This is a genomic window from Planomonospora algeriensis (assembly GCF_977012225.1).
Genome location: NZ_CDRNDK010000835.1, coordinates 1 through 1463, shown reverse-complemented (window position 1 = coordinate 1463; position 1463 = coordinate 1). Strand labels below are relative to the sequence as shown.

Here is a 1463-nt window from a genome sequence, read left to right as displayed (position 1 = left end):
CGGGGACGGGGACGGACGCACCGCCCGGGAGGTCACGACGGACGCCGGGCGGCACGCGCGGCCTGGCCGAAGCGCAGCCCGATGAGGCACATCAGCGCGCCGGTCCCGGCCACGTACGCCACCGGTGCGAACGGCAGCTGCAGCAGCGGGAGCGCGAACACCCCGGCCCGCGCCCCGACCGCGAAGGAGCGGGCGGCCAGGGCCGCGACGGCCAGCACGGCGAGGCCCAGCAGGAACGCGGGCGGGCAGACGACCGCGAAGCCGCCCGCGAAGGTGAGGATCGACCGTCCGCCGCGGAACCCGGCGAACACCGGCCACGCGTGCCCGGCCATCGCCGCCGCCACGGCGAGGTACACCGGGACGGCGCTGCCCCCGGCGACCGCGCCGAACCCGGCCGTGCGCCCGCCGCTCACCCCGAGGGCGAGCAGCGCGGCGAGGGTCCCCTTGAGCATGTCCCCGGCGAAGACCGGCGCGGCGGCCCGCCCGCCGAGCCGCTCCTTCATGTTCCAGAAGCCCGGGTTGCGGTCGCCGACCGCGCGCGGGTCGAAGCCGTGCGCGCGGGCGACGAGCACCGCGACCGGCACGGATCCGAGAAGGTAGCCGCCGATGACGGCCACGAGCACGGGCATGGGCATGGGGAGCACCGCCTCTTTCCACCTCGTCAGGTATGCGGATCTGGGGGCCATGCGGCACATGGCGTTCGACCGCCCGGTGCTGGCGCGCACCCCCGGGCTGGTGTTCCGGCGGTCGCTGGGGTCCGGACGGGGGGCGTCCATGAGTCTCGGTGCGGATCTGCGCCGCTGGGCGCTGTTCGCGGTCTGGCGCGCCGAGCGGGACCTGGACGCCTTCCTCGCCCGCTCCCCGGTGGCGGCCCACTGGCGCGACGAGGCCGCGGAGTCCTGGCAGGTACGGCTCACGCCGCTGGCCTCGCGTGGGAGCTGGGGCGGGGTCGACCCGTTCGGCCCGCTCGGGGGCGGCCCGGTCGGCGCCGGTCCGGTCGCGGTGCTGACCAGGGCGTCGATCCGGCCGTCCCGGCTGGTGGCGTTCTACCGCTCGGTCCCCGCCGTCGACGCCCTGCTGCGGGAGCAGGACGGCTGCCTGGCCTCGGTCGGCGTCGGGGAGTGGCCGCTGGCGCGGCAGGCCACGTTCTCGCTGTGGCGCGACGCCGCCGCGGTCCGCGACTTCGCCCACCGGGGCCGGGCGCACCGCCGGGTGATCGGGCGCACCCGGGACGAGGGCTGGTACTCGGAGGAGATGTTCACCCGGTTCGCCCCCTACGGCAGCACGGGGACCTGGGACGGGACCGACCCCCTGGCGGGTCCTCCCGCCTCCCCGGACCCGCGCCCGTAGCCGGCTCACCGGGCCCGAACCCGCGACCGCCCCACCAGGCCGACCCACCGGGCCCCAACCCGCGACCGCCTCACCGGGCCCGCTCACCGGGCCGGTTCCGCCGCGCGGCGGCC

General features: G+C 77.9%; 2 protein-coding genes. One reads left to right on the top strand and one right to left on the bottom strand.

The window, feature by feature from the left end:
* Nucleotides 1-32: 32 nt before the first annotated feature.
* Entirely contained in the window at nucleotides 33-629 is a 597-nt protein-coding gene (locus ACWJ6R_RS36220; protein WP_449066529.1) for a glycerol-3-phosphate acyltransferase, read from the bottom strand.
* Here ACWJ6R_RS36220 and ACWJ6R_RS36215 point away from each other — a divergent pair.
* Complete coding sequence (locus ACWJ6R_RS36215; protein ID WP_449066528.1) at nucleotides 607-1350, top strand: spheroidene monooxygenase; 744 nt, start codon at nucleotides 607-609, stop codon at nucleotides 1348-1350. The two genes, ACWJ6R_RS36220 and ACWJ6R_RS36215, sit on opposite strands and share 23 nt — an antisense overlap.
* The last annotated feature ends 113 nt before the right edge of the window (nucleotides 1351-1463 follow it).